At 71.8% G+C, this 14,992-nt stretch carries 12 protein-coding genes; 6 read left to right on the forward strand and 6 right to left on the reverse strand.

The window, feature by feature from the left end:
* Positions 1-21 precede the first annotated feature (21 nt).
* Complete coding sequence (gene valS, locus ACIA3K_RS29140) at positions 22-2,586, forward strand: valine--tRNA ligase (RefSeq protein ID WP_396804793.1); 2,565 nt, start codon at positions 22-24, stop codon at positions 2,584-2,586.
* Between the two features lie 47 nt (positions 2,587-2,633).
* Here the strand turns inward: valS and ACIA3K_RS29145 are convergent, their stop codons facing one another.
* From ACIA3K_RS29145 to ACIA3K_RS29165, 5 genes are all read right to left on the reverse strand, one after another.
* On the reverse strand, positions 2,634-3,278 hold the full coding sequence (locus ACIA3K_RS29145) for a hypothetical protein (RefSeq protein WP_396804794.1): 645 nt from the start codon (positions 3,276-3,278) through the stop codon (positions 2,634-2,636).
* An 85-nt stretch (positions 3,279-3,363) separates the two neighbouring features.
* Entirely contained in the window at positions 3,364-4,074 is a 711-nt protein-coding gene (locus tag ACIA3K_RS29150; RefSeq protein ID WP_396804795.1) for an ABC transporter permease subunit, read from the reverse strand.
* A 68-nt stretch (positions 4,075-4,142) separates the two neighbouring features.
* Positions 4,143-5,057: an ABC transporter ATP-binding protein gene (locus tag ACIA3K_RS29155; protein WP_396804796.1), complete on the reverse strand. Its 915-nt coding sequence runs from the start codon at positions 5,055-5,057 to the stop codon at positions 4,143-4,145.
* Positions 5,057-5,962 (reverse strand): ABC transporter permease, encoded by a 906-nt coding sequence (locus tag ACIA3K_RS29160; protein ID WP_396804797.1) that lies wholly within the window; start codon positions 5,960-5,962, stop codon positions 5,057-5,059. The genes ACIA3K_RS29155 and ACIA3K_RS29160 overlap by 1 nt, the downstream gene beginning before the upstream one ends.
* Positions 5,955-6,869, reverse strand: coding sequence for an ABC transporter ATP-binding protein (locus tag ACIA3K_RS29165; RefSeq protein WP_396804798.1), 915 nt, complete (start codon positions 6,867-6,869; stop codon positions 5,955-5,957). The genes ACIA3K_RS29160 and ACIA3K_RS29165 overlap by 8 nt, the downstream gene beginning before the upstream one ends.
* 250 nt (positions 6,870-7,119) lie before the next feature.
* Here ACIA3K_RS29165 and ACIA3K_RS29170 point away from each other — a divergent pair, with 250 nt between their 5' ends.
* The 4 genes from ACIA3K_RS29170 (at position 7,120) to galT (ending at position 12,261) form a co-directional block, all read left to right on the forward strand.
* Positions 7,120-8,634, forward strand: coding sequence for a glycosyltransferase family 2 protein (locus ACIA3K_RS29170; protein ID WP_396804799.1), 1,515 nt, complete (start codon positions 7,120-7,122; stop codon positions 8,632-8,634).
* A gap of 87 nt (positions 8,635-8,721) precedes the next feature.
* The gene (gene cysC / locus ACIA3K_RS29175) at positions 8,722-10,251 is read left to right on the forward strand and encodes an adenylyl-sulfate kinase (protein ID WP_396804800.1); all 1,530 of its coding nucleotides are present in this window, start codon (positions 8,722-8,724) and stop codon (positions 10,249-10,251) included.
* A 112-nt stretch (positions 10,252-10,363) separates the two neighbouring features.
* The gene (locus ACIA3K_RS29180) at positions 10,364-11,188 is read left to right on the forward strand and encodes a DeoR/GlpR family DNA-binding transcription regulator (protein ID WP_396804801.1); all 825 of its coding nucleotides are present in this window, start codon (positions 10,364-10,366) and stop codon (positions 11,186-11,188) included.
* The gene (gene galT, locus ACIA3K_RS29185) at positions 11,185-12,261 is read left to right on the forward strand and encodes a galactose-1-phosphate uridylyltransferase (RefSeq protein WP_396804802.1); all 1,077 of its coding nucleotides are present in this window, start codon (positions 11,185-11,187) and stop codon (positions 12,259-12,261) included. The genes ACIA3K_RS29180 and galT overlap by 4 nt, the downstream gene beginning before the upstream one ends.
* A gap of 285 nt (positions 12,262-12,546) precedes the next feature.
* On the opposite strand, the gene ACIA3K_RS29190 is transcribed toward galT, so the two are convergent.
* Entirely contained in the window at positions 12,547-13,764 is a 1,218-nt protein-coding gene (locus ACIA3K_RS29190) for an NADP-dependent isocitrate dehydrogenase (RefSeq protein ID WP_396804803.1), read from the reverse strand.
* Positions 13,765-13,901: 137 nt separating this feature from the next.
* Between ACIA3K_RS29190 and ACIA3K_RS29195 the strand changes: the two genes are divergently transcribed.
* Positions 13,902-14,702: an MBL fold metallo-hydrolase gene (locus ACIA3K_RS29195; protein WP_396804804.1), complete on the forward strand. Its 801-nt coding sequence runs from the start codon at positions 13,902-13,904 to the stop codon at positions 14,700-14,702.
* Positions 14,703-14,992 lie beyond the last annotated feature (290 nt).

Below are 14,992 nucleotides of genomic sequence, written 5' to 3' on the forward strand. Positions count from 1 at the left end.
GCTGATGCCTACGATCGGCAGATGACCGATACGGCGAGGACGGCCCGCGCCGGCGTTCCCGAGCGTCCAAATCTGGACGGGCTCGAGGAGCGCTGGGCGCAGCGCTGGCAGGAGGAGGGCACGTACGCGTTCGACCGGGGCAGGCAGCGGGCCGACGTGTACTCCATCGACACCCCGCCGCCGACCGTATCGGGCGAGCTGCACATGGGGCACGTCTTCTCGTACACGCACACCGACACCGTCGCCCGCTACCAGCGGATGCGGGGCAAGGCGGTCTTCTACCCGATCGGCTGGGACGACAACGGGCTGCCCACCGAGCGTCGCGTGCAGAACGTGTACGGGGTGCGCTGCGACCCGGCGTTGGCGTACGACCCGGTGTGGCGGCCGCCGGCCACCCCGGTCGACGACGCCGCCCGCCGCGACCCGATGCCGATCTCGCGGCGCAACTTCATCGAGCTGTGCGAGCGGCTGACGGTCGCCGACGAGCAGGTCTTCGAGGCCCTCTGGCGGCGGCTCGGGCTCTCGGTGGACTGGTCCCTGACGTACACGACGATCGGCCGGGTGGCCCGCGCCACCAGCCAGCGGGCGTTCGTGCGCAACCTGCGCCGGGGTGAGGCGTACCAGGCGGAGGCGCCGACACTGTGGGACGTCGGCTTCGCCACCGCGGTGGCCCAGGCCGAGCTGGAGGACCGGGAACGGCCCGGCGCGTACCACCGGCTGCGGTTCGCCGGGCCCGGCGGGCGCGAGGTGCTCATCGACACCACCCGGCCGGAGCTCCTGCCGGCCTGCGTCGCGCTGGTCTGCCACCCCGACGACGAGCGGTACGCCGACCTGGTGGGCGCGACCGTGCGCAGCCCGCTGTTCGACGTCGAGGTGCCGGTGCGCGCCCACCCGCTCGCCGATCCCGCGAAGGGCACCGGCATCGCCATGGTCTGCACGTTCGGCGACCTCGCCGACGTGACCTGGTGGCGGGATCTCGACCTGGACACCCGGGTCGTCATCGGCCGCGACGGCCGGCTGGTTCCGGAGCCGCCGGCCGGGGTGCCCGCGGCGCCGTACGCGGGACTGGCCGGGCAGACCGTCAACGGCGCGCGCCGGGAGATCGTCGGGATGCTGGCCGACGCGGGTGACCTGGTCGGCGAGCCGCGTCCGGTGACCCACCCGGTGAAGTTCTACGAACGTGGCGACCGGCCACTGGAGATCGTCTCCACGCGCCAGTGGTACCTGCGCAACGGCGGACGGGACGCCGAACTGCGGGCGACGCTGCTGGCCCGGGGCGCGGAGCTGCACTGGGTGCCGGCGCACATGAAACACCGCTACGACAACTGGGTGGGTGGCCTGACCGGCGACTGGCTGGTCAGCCGGCAGCGCTTCTTCGGAGTGCCGGTGCCGGTGTGGTACCGGCTCGACGACACTGGCGAGCCGGACTGGTCCCACCCTCTCACGCCGGACGAGTCGGCGCTGCCGGTCGACCCGTCCAGTGATCCGGCACCCGGTTTCGACGAGTCGCAGCGCGGGCGGCCGGGCGGCTTCATCGGCGACCCGGACGTGCTGGACACCTGGGCGACGTCGTCGTTGACGCCGCAGATCGTCGGCGGCTGGGAGACCGACCCGGAGCTGTTCGCGCAGGTCTTCCCGATGGACCTGCGCCCGCAGGGGCAGGAGATCATCCGGACCTGGCTCTTCGACAGCGTGGTCCGTTCGCACTTCGAGCACGGGGTGCTGCCCTGGCGGGACACCGTGCTGTCGGGCTGGATCCTCGACCCGGACCACAAGAAGATGGCCAAGTCCAAGGGGAACGTGGTCACCCCGCTCGCGCTCCTCGAGCAGCACGGTTCGGACGCGGTGCGCTACTGGGCGGCCAGCGGCAAGCCCGGCATGGACCTGGCCTTCGACCCGGCGCAGATCAAGGTCGGCCGCCGGCTGGCCACCAAACTGCTCAACGCGTCGAGGTTCGCGCTCGGCCTGGGCGCCGCGGACGCGCTGCGCGCGACCGCGACCACCCCGCTGGACCGGGCCATGCTCGCCGAACTGGCCACGGTGGTGAGCGCCGCGAGCACGGCCTTCGACGGGTACGACCACACGGCCGCCCTCCAGGTGACCGAGGCGTTCTTCTGGCGGTTCTGCGACGACTACATCGAGTTGGTCAAGGAACGGGCGTACGGCACCGGAGCGGCGGCCGACTCGGCGCGGGCGGCGCTGGCCTCGGCGCTGTCGGTGCAGTTGCGGCTGTTCGCCCCCGTGCTGCCGTACGTCACCGAGGAGATCTGGTCGTGGTGGCGGTACGGGTCGGTGCACCGCGCGCCCTGGCCCACCACCTACGAGGTGGCCCGCGCGATCGAGGGGACGGGCGAGCCCGCGCTGCTGCGGCTGGCCGGGGACGCGTTGGGCCAGGTGCGGCGGGCCAAGTCGGAGCGGAAGCTGTCGATGAAGGCGGAGGTGCCGCTGGCCGAGGCGCTGGGGCCGGCGGCGATGCTGGAGCAGCTCACCCTGGTCGCCGACGACCTGCGGGCGGCGGGCCGGATCGGCAAGCTCGACCTGCTGCCGGACCGCACCCCGGAACTCGTCATCGCCTGCGCCTTCTGACCGGGTCCGCCGCCGCCCACCCCCCGGGGGCGGCGGCGGACCGGCCGTCACCAGCCGCGCAGGAAGCGCAGGCCGAGCAGGAAGGCCACCACGGAGGGCCCGACCAGCAGGGTGATCGCCTGGAGCCGGTACGGCATCCGGTGCCGGGCCAGCTCAGCGGCGTTGCCCAGCACGATGACCCCGGCGAGCATCATGAACGCGCCCCACCAGCCCGTGCCCAGGTGGATCACCCGGGCGTGGAGCAGTTGCAGGGTCACACCGACCAGCGCGCCGGTCAGCGCGAGCAGCGCCACCGCGCGGTGCAGACCACGGGCCAGCGGGTGGCCCGCATGCCAGCCGTACGTGCCGGCCACCGCCAGGCAGGGCAGCACCACCAGCAGTGGCCAGCCCTTTCCCATCGCACCGAACATCAGCAGCGCGCCCACCACGAACGCCAGCGCCCCGACACAGGCGACGACGTAACCGGCGAAGGCGCGACCGCCGCCGCGGGCCAGCAGCGGGCCGCCGCTGGCCGCGATCAGTGCGGCCGGGATCAGGATGAAGCCGGCCCACCAGTGGAACCGGCCGCTGCCCTGGGCGGCCGTCGCGACCGTCGCGGACGCGAGGCCGGCAGCGGCGAGGCTGATCAGCCACGCCCGGCTACGGCGGGAGTACGGGTCAGCCAAGGGTCTGCGCTCCGCTTCGACAGTCACGTCCACCAGCCTCGTGGGTGGGACCCGCCCGGTCCATCCGGCCAGCCCTACCCGTCGCCGGAGGGCTGGCCGGACTCCGCACGCCTCAGCTCGTCTCGCCGGCCACGCTGAACGAGCGCAGGCGGTCGATCGCCAGCACGGTGAAGCCGACGCTCACCAGCGCGGTCATCACGCCGGCCACCGGCACCGACACGCTGGTCTCCAGCAGCCCGCTGGGGGCGAGCCGGTCGGCGAGCGCGATCACGTACTGCTGGATGGAGAGCACCTTCGTGCCGCTGACGAAGTTACCCAGCAGCCCCTCCCAGATCAGCACGTAGACGAGGCCGAGCAGCACCGGACGCCGGGTGATGAGGCTGAGCGCGAGGAACAGCGCCGAGTACGCCAGCGCGCCGAGCGCGGACGCGGCGGCGAGCGCCAGTCCGAGGCGTACCGAATCGGCAAGCACGCCCGCGACGTAGAGCGGCACCGCGACGGTGGCCGCGGTGACCCCGGTGGCGACCGCGAGCTTCGGCAGCACGATCTGCCAGCGCGGCAGCGGCTTGGTGAGGATGTGCACGACCGTGCCGTCGTCGATCTCCGCGCCCAGCACGCCCGTGCCGATGATCAGGGCCACCACCGGCAGCACCACCGCCAGGCCGAGGCCGACCAGCACCGGCGGGCCCCACTGGCGGGGGTCCACACCCAGCGAACGGCAGAGGACGGCCAGGCCGAGCAGCACCAGCGGCAGAGGGAGGAGCAGCAGGAACCGCCGCCGGCCGAACAGCCCGCGCGCGGTGATCCAGGTAATCGTCGACATGTTCTCAGCCTCTTTCGTTCGTGACTGCGGGGCTCACTCGCTGCGCTCGTTCACTCCTCGCACTCACATCAGGCCTCCACCAGGTAGGAGAAGACGCTCTCCAGGGACTCGTCGGACGGCACCAGCTGACGCACCCGGATGCCCTGGCGCAGGGCGATCCGGGGCAGCGCCCGGGTGAAGGCGCCGTAGTCGCCGGCGCGCACGGTGAGGCCGGCGCGGTCCAGCTCGACGCCGCTCACCGACGGCTCGGCGATCAGGGCGACGGCCAGCGCCCGGTCGTCGGTCGAGCGCACCGCGAAGACGTGCGGCCGGTTGGTCATGAGCCGGCGGATGGTCCGGAAGTCGCCGGAGGCGGCCAGCCGGCCCGCCACCATCACCTGCACCGTGCCGGAGACCTGCTCGACCTCCTCCAGGATGTGCGAGCTGAACAGGATCGTCCGGCCGGAGTCGCCCAGGGAGTGCAGCAGATCCATCATGTGCAGCCGCTGACGCGGGTCCATCCCGTTGAACGGCTCGTCGAGCAGCAGCACCTGCGGGTCGTGCACCAGCGCCGCGGCCACCCGCGCGCGCTGTCGCATGCCCTTGGAGTACGTGCCGATCCGGCGGTCCTGCGCCGACTCCAACTCCACCAGGTCGATGGCGCGTCGGGCCGCCGCCGCCGGGTCGGCCAGTCGGTGCAGCTTGGCGCTGGCGAGCACGAACTCGTACGCGGTGAGGAAGCTCTGCACCGCCTCCCGCTCGCTGACCAGGCCCAGCCGGCGGTAGACGGCCGGGTTCCGCCAGGTCGGCTCGTCGTCGAGGGTCACCGTGCCGCGCGACGGGGCGAGGAATCCGGCCATCATGTGCAGCAGCGTGGTCTTGCCGGCGCCGTTCGGGCCGAGCAGACCGGTCACCCCGGGGCCGAGGGTCATGCTGATGTCGTTGACGGCCACCACGTTGCCGTACCACCGGGACACCCCGGTCAGGCTCAGGGTGCTGCTCATCAGGAGGCGACCTTCCGGTAACGGGCCAGCAGGAGGGTGGTCGCCCCGGCGACCAGCAGCACCGCCACCAGGGCGTAGACCGGGCCGAACCCACCGATCGGCAGGCCGCCGTCCTGGTTGTCGGGGACCAGCAGGTCACCGAGCGACCAGACGCCCACCCCCTGGACGAGGGTGGTGGGCGAGGCGAGCCCGGCCAGTTCGTTGGCCGTGCGCGACGGCAGGATGCTCAGCGTGCCGACGATTGGCGTGGTCATCAGGAAGACGGCGACCACCCCACCGGCGGCGAACGCGCGCTTGCCGGTCAGCGACGCGACGAGCAGCCCCACCGAGGCGAAGACCACCGCCCACAGCCCGGCGTAGAGCAGGCCGGGGAGCAGGTCGAGCAGCTCGTTCCAGACGCCCTTCAGGCCGTCCTTGGTGGTGAACGCGGCACCCAGGAACATGATCAGCTGCGGGCCACCGAGCAGCAGCCAGAGGCCGGTGACCAGCGCCAGCAGCTTGGCGATCGCGTAGTCGGCGCGCGGCAGTGGGCGGGAGAAGTAGAGCGGCAGCACACCACTGCGCAGGTCGCGGGAGACCAGCTCCGGGGCGGCCACCGCGACGAAGAACAGGACCAGCCAGCTCATCGCGTCGGCGAACTGGGCGTACGTGGCGACCGGTTCACCGAGTTGGCTGCGTACGGCGGCCAGGGCCACCGCGACCAGGGTGACGATGCCGATCACCAGCCACGGAAAGATCTTGGCCTTGGCGCTGCGGCCGAGCCCGAAGATGGTGCGCAGCCCGTGCAGGTAGAGCGCGCCGAAGACGTGCCGGCGGCCCAGGCGGGGGCCCTCGTAGCGCTGGTAGCCGATGTCGTGGATGACGCCGCCCGGCGCGGACCGGACGACGGATGACGGCTCAGGCATGGGTGAGCTCCCTCGTGGCGAAGAGTTCGGCCACCCGGTGCCGGCGCTGGTCCAGCCGGTGCAGCGGCAGGTCCAGTTCGGCGACCGCGCCGAGGATCAGGTCGTAGGTGCTGTCGTCGGCGAGCGGTACGAGCAGCAGCCGGCCGTCGCGCGCCACCGGCAGGTCGAGCGCGGCGAGTCGGGCCGCAAGCTCCTCGGTGCCCTCGCTGACCTCGACGGCCAGCACGTCGGTGGCCGAGGTCATGGCGGAGATGTGATCGGCGCGCAGCAGCCGGCCACCGTCGATGGCGATCAGCGTGTCGCAGATCCGCTCCACCTCGCCCAGCAGGTGCGAGCACACCAGGACGGAGATGCCGAACTCGGTGCCGATCCGGTGCACCAACGCCAGCATGGCGTCCCGCCCGGCCGGGTCCAGACCGTTGGTCGGCTCGTCCAGCAACAGCAGGTCGGGGTCGTGCACCAGCGCCTGGGCCAGCTTGACCCGCTGCTTCATGCCGGTGGAGTAGCCGCCCACCGGCCGGTAGCGCTCCTCGTAGAGCCCGACGTGACGCAGCGCCTCGGAGGCCCGCTCACGGGCCACCGTGCGCGGCAGACCACTGATCCGCCCGAGGTGGGTGACCAGCTCGGCGGCGGACAGGTCGGGTGGGAGGCAGTCGTGCTCGGGCATGTAGCCGACGCGGGCGCGGACCGCCGCCGGTTCGGTGGTCGGGTCGATGCCGAGCACCGAAACCTGCCCGCTCGTCGGGGCGATCAGGCCGAGCAGAATCTTGATCAAGGTGGATTTGCCGGCGCCGTTCGCCCCCACCAGGCCGATGATCCCGGGCTCGACGGCGACGGTGAGGTCGGTGAGCGCGGTGACCCGACCTCCGTACGTCTTGGTGAGCGACTGGGTCGCGATCAGTGTCACCAGGCCAGCGTAGGGAGTCGATGCCCCAGGTCGACACCGGCGCGCCCCCGGCGCTTCCCTGATCCTCGCGGCGCCGTACCCCTAGGGTCTGTTCCGTGCGGCGGTTGCAGGTCGGGTGAACGTTTGCGCCGGTCCTGCGCTCACCCAGACCCCGCCGCCGGAAAGTCCACTCCGGGGTGGCACGATTCACTTCCCGTTCACCGGGCAGTGTTCCGGGGGATATTCGACCGCCGACGCGGGAAGGATCGTGATGGTCGAGGTTGGCGTCCCCAAGGTCAGTGTCGTGGTGCCCGCGTACAACTGCGGCCCGCACATCGAGAAGCTGGTGGCCTCGCTGCTGAAGCAGTCGCTACCAGCCGACGAGTTCGAAGCGATCTTCGTCGACGACGGATCCACCGATGGCACGGGCGCGAGGCTGGACCGGCTGGCCGCCAAGCACCCGCACATCCAGGTGGTGCACATCGAGAACTCCGGCTGGCCGTCGCGCCCGCGCAACGTGGGCATCGAGCGGGCCCGAGGCGAGTACGTGTTCTTCGCCGACGACGACGACTGGTTCGCCGACCAGGCGCTGGAACGGCTCTACGACTGCGCGAAGAAGTACGACGCGGACCTGGTGATCGGCAAGATGGCCGGGCACGGGCGCGGTGTGCCCCGGGAGCTGTTCCGCAAGAACCGCTTCGACGCCACCCTGGAGAACGCGCCGCTGATCGACAGCCTGACCTGCCACAAGCTGTTCCGTCGCGCCTTCCTCGACGAGCACAAGCTCCGGTTCCCGGAGGGCGGTAAGCGGCGGCTCGAGGACCATTCGCTCGTCGTACGCGCCTACTTCGCGTCCCGCCGCACCTGCGTGCTGTCCGACTACACCTGCTACCACCACACCCAGCGGCCCGATGCCAAGAACGTCACCGCGGCCCGGCTGGAGCCGGCGAGCTACTTCGCAAGCGTGCGCGACGCGCTCGACGTCGTCACCGCCCACACCGAGCCGGGGCCGCTGCGCGACCGGCTGCACCGGCGCTGGCTGCGCAACGAAATGATCAACCGGCTGCGCGGCAAGCGGCTCCTGGACGCTCCCGAGGACTGGGTGGAGCAGGTCGCCGTCGAGGCCCAGAAGATCATCCAGGAGCGGTTCGCCCCCGGGGTCGCGGCTGGACTGCCGCCGCTGCAACGGGCCGTGGCGTACCTGGTCGAGCGGGGGCGGATCGCGGACCTGCGGCGGCTGGCCACGTGGGAGTCGGGCATCGCCGGGCACGCCAGGATCGACGCGCTGGAGCCGGACGGGCACTCCGTCACGGTGAGCGTGGCCGCCGAACTGCGCTCCGCGGACCAGCCGATCGGCTTCCGCTCCGACGGCGAACGCGACGTGCTGGTGCTCCCGGTCGACGAGGTCCCCTCCGACGTGCTCGACTCCACCGCGCAGGTCCGTAAGGCTCGCCTGGACGTGGTCGCCCGCCGCCGGGAGACCGGCGACGAGATCTTCCTGCCGGTGAAGTTCCAGGTCGAGCGGGTCGCCGAGCCGGGCGGCGCCGACACCGTCCATCTCGTGCACCGCGCCACCACCACTATCGACTTCCAGGCCCTCAACGGCGGTCGTACGCGGGGTAGCTGGTTCCTCAAGGCACGGATCACCAACGCCGGATGGACCGAGGACGCGCGGCTGCCGCTGCTCTTCATCTGCCCGGCCGACGGCGCGACGCCGAGGATCCGTGACGAGCGGAAGGTCTGGAACTGGCTGCGGTCGGCGGTGGGACGCCGGGTCCGTCGCTGACCCGACCGCGCACGTCGTGGAGTGGCGGCCTCGACCGATCGGCGGTCGGCTGCGAAACTGTGTGCCGTCAGCGAGTGGGGGGTGTGGATGAGCAACGGCTGGGTGCTGCCCGACGAGGTGCTTCGGGACGCGCCGGCGTACGCGCCGCGTCCCGGTGAGCTCGCGGATCTGGAGCTGCTGCTGACCGGCGCGTACGCCCCCCTGACCGGCTTCATGACGCGTGCCGACCTGGTGTCGGTGAGTCGGCGCGGCCGGCTGGCCGACGGCACACCGTGGCAGGTGCCGGTGACCCTGCAGGTGCCGGCCGCGCTGGCACAGGGCTTCGACCCGCGCGATGAGGCCCGACGCGCGCTGGTGCTGACCGACGCCGAGGGCGCGCCGGCTGCCGCCCTCCACGTGGCGGACGTCTGGCCGGTGCGCGAGGGCGTCGCGGGCCTGGGTGGCCCGCTCCGGCGGCTCGGCGACGGCGCCCAAGGCCCGTTCCAGCGGCTGCGACGCAGCCCCGAGGAGGTTCGGGCGCTGCTTCCCCCGGGCCGGGTGCTCGGAGTCATCGCCGACCGTCCGCTGCACCGGCCACAGCTGGCCCAGATCGCGCACGCCGCCCGCACCCTGGCCGCCCACCTGCTCGTGATGATCCCGGTCGGCGAGGGCGGTGTCGGTGGGCTCGCGCCGGAGGCGCTGGTGCGTACGATCTTCGCCGCCCGCGACCGGATGCCCCCGGCCACCCTGGTGGCCGTGCCGCTGTCGCACCGCCGCGACGAGATCAGCGACGCCCTGCTGCGGGCCCGCGTCTCCGCCGCGTACGGGGTCACCCACCTGCTCTCCACCGGGGAGATGCTCTCCGGGGCGGGCCTGCGGGTGCTGGTGCCGCGCGAGTTGGCGTACGACAACCGGGACGGGCAGTGGCGCTGGCGGGAGGACATCCCGCCGCGTAACCGGCGTCTCGCGCTCACCCAGGACGAGATCGACGACCTGCTCGACCGCGGCTTCCCCCTGCCCGAGTGGCACACCCCTCCGGCGGTCGCGAAGGAGTTGGCCCGGGCTCGGCCGCCGCGCCGGCACCGGGGGCTCGTGGTGTTCCTGACCGGCCTCTCCGGCTCCGGTAAGTCCACCATCGCCCGGGGGCTGGCCGACGCGTTGCGGGAGAACGGCGACCGGTCGGTGACCCTCCTCGACGGCGACGTGGTACGCCGTGAACTCTCCGCCGGGTTGAGCTTCAGCAAGACCGACCGGGATCTCAACGTCCGTCGGATCGGGTGGGTGGCGGCCGAGATCGCCCGGCACCACGGCATGGGCATCTGTTGCCCGATCGCTCCGTACGCGGCGGCCCGTGCGACGGCACGGGAGATGGCCCTGGCCGCCGGGGCGGGCTTCGTGCTGGTACACGTCGCGACACCGCTGGAGGTGTGCGAGCAACGGGACCGCAAGGGCCTGTACGCGCGGGCCCGCGCCGGTCTGCTGACCGGGATGACCGGCATCGACGACCCGTACGAGGAGCCGACGGACGCGGACCTGGTGCTGGACACCTCCCGCATGAGCATCGCGGAGGCGGTGCAGGCCGTACTCGATCATCTGACCGAGACCGGCTGGGTGGAGTTGAAGATCCAGTCCGCCTGACCGTCGCCCTGCCCCCTTTCCTTCCGCCGGTTCCGGGCACGCGCTAGTGTTCACCTTTGTTGGAACACGTTCGACCGCGTGAGAGTACGTGGACCCCTGGGAGGCACGGCGGATGCTCGCACGGCAGCGGCAGTCGGCCATCCTCGATCGGGTCCGGGCCACCGGCGGTGTCCGGGTGAGTGACCTGGCGACCGAGTTCGGCGTCTCCGACATGACCATCCGGCGCGATCTGGAGGCGCTGCACGAGCGCGGCCTGCTGGCCAAGGTGCACGGCGGAGCGACCGCGGCCGGCACCAGCTCGACCGACGAGCCGGGCTTCCACGCCAAGTCCGTCCGGCAACTACCGGAGAAGGCCGCCATCGCGGACCGGGCCGCGGCGCTGGTCCGGCCCGGCGCGGCGGTCGCCCTCTCCGCCGGCACCACCACCGCCGAACTGGCCCGCAGGCTGGTGGAGGTCCCCGGTCTGACCGTGGTGACCAACTCACTGCCGGTAGCCGAGATCCTGCACGCCGGCGGTCGGTCCGACCAGACGGTGGTGCTCACCGGCGGCGTCCGGACACCGTCGGACGCGCTGGTCGGACCGCTCGCGGTCGGGGCCGTCCGCCGGCTGCACCTCGATCTGCTCTTCCTGGGCGTCCACGGCATCACCGAGCGGGCCGGCTTCACCACCCCGAACCTGATGGAAGCCGAGATCGACCGGGCGCTGGTCGCCGCAGCGGACCAGTTGGTGGTGCTCTCCGACCACACGAAGTGGGGCACGGTCGGCATCTCCTCGATCGTCGAGCTGGCGGCAGCCCACGTACTGGTCAGCGACGAGGCGTTGCCTCCGACCGCGCGACGGGTACTCGGCGAACAGGTGGGCCAACTGATCATGGTTAAGGCGACGAGGGCGGGCCGCGCGACGCGCACGCCGACGAGTGAGGGGACGGCGCCGTGAAGCGCACCGCGATCAACCTGGCCGACGGCCGGGAACTGATCTACTTCGACGAGAACGACGACGCCGTCCGCGACCAGGCGGACCGCCGTGATCTGCCGCCGCCACCACCCGCGTCGCAACTGCGCTACGACCCGCTGACCGACGAGTGGGTGGCGGTGGCCGTGCACCGGCAGACCCGTACGTTCCTGCCGCCCGCGAACGAGTGCCCGCTCGACCCGTCCGAGGGCGACCGGCTGACCGAGATCCCCGCACCGGACTACGACGTCGTGGTCTTCGAGAACCGGTTTCCCTCGTTGAGCGGCCGGGTCGCCGACGAGCCCGGCGAGATCACCCCGTTCACGCCGGTCCGACCGGGCCAGGGCCGGTGCGAGGTGGTCTGCTTCACCTCCGACCACAACGCCTCGTTCGCCAGCCTCCCGCCGCGCCGCGTCCGTACGGTGCTGGACGCGCTCGCCGACCGGACCGAGGTGCTCGGCGAACTGCCCGGGGTGGAGCAGATCTTCTGCTTCGAGAACCGGGGTGTCGAGATCGGCGTCACGCTGCACCACCCGCACGGGCAGATCTACGCGTACCCCTTCGTGACGCCGCGCACCCGGGCGTTGCTGGCCGCGGCTCGCCGGCACGCCGAGCGCACCGGCGGGGGCAACCTGTACGCGGACGTGCTGGCCGCCGAACGCGCGGCCGGCGACCGCGTCGTCACCGAGAACGAGCACTGGACGGCGTTCGTGCCGGCGGCGGCCCGCTGGCCGTTCGAGGTGCACGTCGCGCCACGGCGCGTGGTGCTGGACATCCCGGCCCTCGGTGACAGCGAGCGGGACGCCTTCGGGCCGCTCTACCTGGATCTGCTGCGCCGCTTCGACGGGCTGTTCGACATGCCGATGCCCTACATCGCGGCGTGGCACCAGGCGCCGGTGCGCATCGACCGCGAACTGGGCCACCTGCACCTTCAGCTGTTCAGCATCCGGCGGGCCAAGGACAAGCTGAAGTACCTGGCCGGTTCCGAGTCGGGGATGGGCGTCTTCATCAACGACATCTCCCCCGAACGCGCTGCCGAACTGCTGCGCGCCGCCTGACCGGGCCCGTCGGCCGTACGGGCCGGGTAACAGGGCGCGGGGGGCCCGGGACAGGGCCCCCGCAGGGAAGGGACGGCTGGCTGTGCGCGACACAGCCGGGAAGGCTGGCTGATCGGCACGCAGACCGCGGTCGACCTCGGTCAACCTTCTGGACGCGACTGGCATCTCGTCCACCCTGGTCAACGAGACGTGCCGGGCCGGGGTGACGCCGCACGCGTGTCGCCCGCCAGACACAGCGGAGCCCGCCGGCGGGTGCCGGCGGGCTCCGGTGCTGGTGCTGTCGGATCAGGCGGAGAGCCGGCGGGCCAGGTTCTCGTCGAGCGCGTTCATGAACTCGTCGGTGGTCAGCCACGGGGCGTCGCGCGAGATGAGCAGCGCGAGGTCCTTGGTCATCTGGCCGCCCTCGACGGTGTCGATGATGACCTGCTCCAGGGTGTTGGCGAACTCGGCGACCGCCGGGGTGCCGTCCAGCTTGCCCCGGTGGGCGAGGCCCCGGGTCCAGGCGTAGATCGACGCGATCGGGTTGGTCGAGGTCTTCTCGCCCTTCTGGTACTGCCGGTAGTGCCGGGTGACCGTGCCGTGCGCGGCCTCGGCCTCGACGGTACGACCGTCCGGGGAGAGCAGCACCGAGGTCATCAGGCCCAGCGAGCCGAAGCCCTGCGCGACGGTGTCGGACTGCACGTCACCGTCGTAGTTCTTGCAGGCCCAGACGTACCCGCCCTCCCACTTGAGCGCGGCGGCGACCATGTCGTCGATGAGCCGGTGCTCGTAGGTCAGGCCAGCGGCGTCGAACTCCGCCTTGAACTCGCTCTCGAACACCTCGGCGAAGATGTCCTTGAACCGGCCGTCGTACGCCTTGAGGATGGTGTTCTTGGTCGACATGTAGACCGGGTAGTTGCGGTCCAGGCCGTACCGGAACGAGGCGCGGGCGAAGTCCCGGATCGACTCGTCGTAGTTGTACATGCCCATGGCGATGCCGCCGCCGGGGAAGTTGGCGACCTCCATCTCCATCGGCGTGCCGCCGTCGGCCGGCGTGTAGGTGATGGTCACCGTGCCCGGGCCCGGGACGACGAAGTCGGTGGCCTTGTACTGGTCACCGTGGGCGTGCCGGCCGATGATGATCGGCTTGGTCCAGCCGGGGACCAGGCGCGGCACGTTGGACATGATGATCGGCTCGCGGAAGACGACGCCGCCGAGGATGTTGCGGATGGTGCCGTTGGGCGACCGCCACATCTTCTTCAGGCCGAACTCCTCGACCCGGGCCTCGTCCGGGGTGATGGTGGCGCACTTGACGCCGACGCCGTGCTCCTTGATGGCGTTGGCGGCGTCAATGGTGACCTGGTCGTCGGTCTCGTCGCGGTACTGGATCGACAGGTCGTAGTAGTGCAGGTCGACGTCGAGGTAGGGCAGGATCAGCTGCTCCCGGATCTGCTTCCAGATGATCCGGGTCATCTCGTCGCCGTCGAGCTCCACGACCGGGTTGTTTACCTTGATCTTCGCCATCGGCCGGCGCTCCTCTCGGGGGACACGTGCTCAAGCAGTACGAGCGTACTGCAATTGGGCCGGCAGCCCCCAGCCGGCCTCGACCGACCGGTGAAACCGGGCTGCACGGCACAGCAGTTCCCTGACACGATCGCGCGATGCCACTGAGCCGCACCCTCGGGTCTATCACGATCACCGCGCTCACCGACGGCGAGGGCGCGTTCTTCCAGCCCCGCGACGAGGCGTTTCCGCACGCCACGGCCGCGCACTGGGCGGAGGCCGACCGCCGCGACCCCGGTTCGGTCACCACGGACGGGCAGTGGTGGCTGCCGTTCCGCAGCTTCGCGATCCGCTCCGGCGACGGACCGGTGACCCTGGTCGACGCCGGAATCGGCCCGACCGACGCGCCCGCCGCGAGCTGGGCGCCGGTGCCCGGCCGGCTACCCGCCGAACTGGCCGCCGCCGGCATCGACCCCACCGACGTCGACACGGTCGTACTGACCCACCTGCACACCGACCACATCGGCTGGGCGGTCACCGGCACACCCGGCCGGCCGTACTTCCCGAACGCAAGCTACCTGCTGCAGCGCGCCGAGGTGGACGCTGCCGAGTCACTCAACCCCGAACTACCGGCCGGCCTGATCGCGCCGTTGCGCGCCGCCGGCCAGCTCCGGGTGGTCGACGGCGACACAGACCTCACCCCGGGGGTACGACTGCTGTCCACCCCCGGACACACCCCCGGCCACCAGTCGGTGCTCGTGACGGTGGCCGACGAGCGCCTGCTGGTCACCGGCGACCTCCTGGTCCACACGGTGCAACTGGTCGACCCCACGCTGGCGTACGTCCATGAGGAAGACCCCGACGAAGCCCGCCGTTCCCGGGAAACCACCCTGACCACGGCAAACCCCACCCTGCTGGCCACCCCCCACCTAGGCACCCCCTTCACCCCCCACCCCTAACCCCGCCCCAGCCCCAGCCAGCCCCCGCACCCCGACCCGGCCCGTCCCGCCCAGCCCAGCCCACCCGGCCCGACCGCCCCGACCGGCCCCGACCGGCCCCGACCGCCCGGCCGCCCGGCCGACCCCGTCGATCATGAAGTTATTGCCTTCTCCCTCGGCGTGTCCGGGCAATAACTCCATGATCGACGCGTGGATCGGGCTGCGGACCCGGCGGCGCCCCCGGGTGAACAAGGGGTGGGGGAAGCAAAGGGGGGTTGGGGTCGGCAACACAATGTTAAACCGGGGCGGGG

Source organism: Micromonospora sp. NPDC051543, from assembly GCF_044454415.1.
GTDB lineage: Bacteria > Actinomycetota > Actinomycetes > Mycobacteriales > Micromonosporaceae > Micromonospora.